The sequence below is a fragment of the Nocardia pseudovaccinii NBRC 100343 genome, from assembly GCF_001613225.1.
GTDB lineage: Bacteria > Actinomycetota > Actinomycetes > Mycobacteriales > Mycobacteriaceae > Nocardia > Nocardia pseudovaccinii.
In genome coordinates, this window is the sequence record NZ_BDBY01000141.1 from 1 (window position 1) to 3021 (window position 3021).

The 3021-nt window shown below is 65.4% G+C and carries 4 protein-coding genes; all 4 read right to left on the bottom strand.

Annotation, left to right across the window (positions count from 1 at the left end; translation table 11 throughout):
- A partial coding sequence (gene pafA / locus NP3_RS16875) for a Pup--protein ligase (protein ID WP_174566225.1) occupies positions 1-982 on the bottom strand: 982 nt, incomplete at its 3' end.
- A gap of 175 nt (positions 983-1157) precedes the next feature.
- Positions 1158-1940, bottom strand: a complete 783-nt coding sequence (gene prcA / locus NP3_RS16880; protein ID WP_063042409.1) for a proteasome subunit alpha — start codon at positions 1938-1940, stop codon at positions 1158-1160.
- The gene (prcB, locus tag NP3_RS16885) at positions 1937-2803 is read right to left on the bottom strand and encodes a proteasome subunit beta (RefSeq protein ID WP_063042411.1); all 867 of its coding nucleotides are present in this window, start codon (positions 2801-2803) and stop codon (positions 1937-1939) included. Before prcB ends, prcA begins: the two co-directional genes overlap by 4 nt.
- Complete coding sequence (locus tag NP3_RS16890) at positions 2800-2994, bottom strand: ubiquitin-like protein Pup (protein ID WP_014351559.1); 195 nt, start codon at positions 2992-2994, stop codon at positions 2800-2802. Before NP3_RS16890 ends, prcB begins: the two co-directional genes overlap by 4 nt.
- Between the last annotated feature and the right edge of the window lie 27 nt (positions 2995-3021).

The window sequence follows — 3021 nt, forward strand, 5'->3', positions numbered from 1 at the left end:
CCCAGTCGACCTCGGTGTCGACCTTGGCGAAGTCCTGCGCCTCGACCGCGTCCAGGGTGCGGCCCCACAGATCGACGACCTGGTCGATATTCGGGTCCCGGTCGCGATTGCGCAGGTGCTCGACGGCGCGGGCGTAGTACTCGCGCTGGATGTCGAGCGCACTCGCCTGACGTCCCCCGGCGAGCCGGACCGGACGACGACCGGTCAGGTCGTGGCTGACCTCGCGGATGGCGCGAATCGGGTTGTCCAGGGCGAAATCGCGGAACGAGACGCCCGCCTCGATCATCTCCAGCACCAGCGCCGCCGTGCCGACCTTCAGCATGGTGGTGGTCTCGGACATATTCGAGTCACCGACGATCACATGCAGACGCCGGTACTTCTCCGCGTCGGCGTGCGGCTCGTCGCGGGTGTTGATGATCGGGCGCGAGCGGGTGGTCGCCGAGGAGACGCCCTCCCAGATGTGCTCGGCCCGCTGGGACAGGCAGAACGTGGCCGCCTTCGGCGTCTGCAGCACCTTGCCCGCACCGCAGATCAGCTGACGTGTGACCAGGAACGGCAGCAGCACATCCGAGATCCGGGAGAACTCTCCGGCCCGCACGACGAGGAAGTTCTCGTGGCAGCCGTAGGAGTTGCCCGCGGAGTCGGTGTTGTTTTTGAACAAGTAGATGTCGCCGCCGATGCCTTCCTCCGCGAGGCGCTGTTCGGCGTCGATCAGCAACTCCTCCAGCACGCGCTCACCGGCCCGGTCGTGCGTGACCAGCTGCGCCAAGTTGTCGCACTCTGCGGTGGCGTACTCCGGATGCGACCCGACATCGAGGTAGAGCCGAGCACCGTTGCGGAGGAACACGTTAGAGCTACGGCCCCAGGAAACTACCCGGCGGAATAGATACCGGGCCACCTCGTCGGGGCTGAGCCGACGGTGTCCGTGGAAGGTGCACGTCACACCGAATTCGGTCTCGATCCCCATGATTCGTCGCTGCACACTATCGACATTACAGCCATGTCATGTGCTCGCGTGGGGCTGCGGACAACCCCGGTGCATACGTCTTCACAACGATTTCGCACGTGAGCGAAATGTTCGGCGGAAAACTACCGGCCGAAACGAAGGCCCTCCCGAAGAATCGGGAGGGCCTTCGCAGTCGAACGATGGAGGTGGACTACTCCGATTCGGGAGCGTCCTCGGACTTCGCCTCGGCGGGCGCCGCCTCGGCCTTGTTCCCCGACTTGCCGCCGTTCAGCAACTGGTCCAGGGCCGCGCCCGCGACCCGGCGGAATGCCCGCCGCGGTCGTGCCTGTTCGAGGGTGGCGACCTCGAGCGAACCCACCCCGAGCACCCGCTTGTCCTTGTCCGCGGCACCCTCGGGTACCCCGGCCTTCAGAGCCTTCACAGCCACGCCGACCGCACCGGCCAGATCGAGTCCGGGCTGGTAGGAGGTCTTCAACGCGGTCATGATGGGCTCGGTCGTACCGCCCATCACCACATATTCGCGCTCGTCCACGATCGAGCCGTCGAAGGTGATCCGGTACAGCACCGATTCCGGTGACTGTTCCGGGTAGCCGACCTCGGCGACGCAGATCTCCACCTCATAGGGCTTGAGCTGATCGGTGAAGATCGTGCCGAGGGTCTGCGCGTAGGCATTGGCCAGGCCACGACCGGTGACATCGCGCCGGTCGTACTGGTAGCCCTTCAGGTCGGCCTGCAGGATGCCGCCGCGGCGCAGTGCCTCGAATTCGTTGTACTTGCCGACAGCCGCGAACCCGACGCGGTCGTACAGCTCGCTCACCTTGTGCAATGTCGCGGAGGGATTCTCCGCGACGAACAGCACACCCTTGTCGTAGGTCAGCACGATCACACTGCGACCGCGAGCGATGCCCTTGCGCGCGAGCTCGGTCTTGTCGCGCATGATCTGTTCGGCCGACGCGTAATACGGCAGTGTCATGCTGAGGCACTCCCCTCTTCCGCGGCCTCGCGATCGGCGACGATCGCCCGCGTGATCTCCTCCAACCGCGATTCGGTCACCTCGTCGGCGCCCTCGTCGTTGATGACGATGGCCGTCGGGTAGATGCCGCGCACCAGATCCGGTCCGCCGGTGGCGGTGTCGTCGTCGGCCGCGTCGAAGAGCGATTCGACGGCGATCCGCAATGCGCGATCCTCATCGATTCCCTTGGCGTACAACTTTTTCAACGACGACTTCGCGAACATCGAACCCGAACCGACAGCGGTGTAACCGAACCGCTCCTCACTGCGCCCGCCGACCACGTCGTAGGACACGATGCGACCGGCCTTGTCCGGATCGGTGGCGTGCTTGTCGTAGCCGACCAGCACCGGAACCACCGCCAGACCCTGCAGCGCGGCAGGGAGGTTGTCGCGCACCATCTTCGACAGCTTGTTGGCCTTGCCGTCGAAGGTCAGCGAGACACCCTCGATCTTCTCGTAGTACTCCAACTCGACGGCGAACAGTCGCACCATCTCGATGGCCATGCCCGCGGTGCCCGCGATACCGGCCGCCGAATAGGTGTCGGTGATGTACACCTTCTCGATATCCCTGCTGGCCAACAGGTTTCCCTGGGTGGCCCGCCGGTCACCGGCGATCAGCACACCACCGCGGAACGAGACCGCCACGATGGTGGTTCCGTGCGGAGCCAGGTCCTTCGCGGCGGTGCCACCGGAGATTCCGGTGGCACCGTCGATCGCGCCGAATCGGTTGCCAGGCAACAGTTCCGGTGCGTGCATGCGCAGGTGCTCGGTGAATGACGAGAGGGCGTGCCCCGGGTGGAGACGCAAGGGGTCACCTGCTGTCACTGGCCGCCCTTCTGCACATACGCGCGAACGAAGTCTTCCGCGTTCTCCTCGAGCACATCATCGATCTCGTCGAGCAGGTCGTCGGTATCCTCCGCCAGTTTTTCGCGGCGCTCCTGACCGGCGGCGTCAACGCCCTCCGGACCCTCGTCCTCGTCGCCGCCCCCGGCGCGCTTGGTCTGCTCTTGTGCCATGGCAGCCGACCTCCTCTGTCCTCATCA

What these genes read in the sequence shown, in the direction of transcription:
- prcA (WP_063042409.1), bottom strand. Translation starts at nt 1,940, where the DNA reads ATGACACTGCCGTATTACGCGTCGGCCGAACAGATCATGCGCGACAAG.
- NP3_RS16890 (WP_014351559.1), bottom strand. Translation starts at nt 2,994, where the DNA reads ATGGCACAAGAGCAGACCAAGCGCGCCGGGGGCGGCGACGAGGACGAG.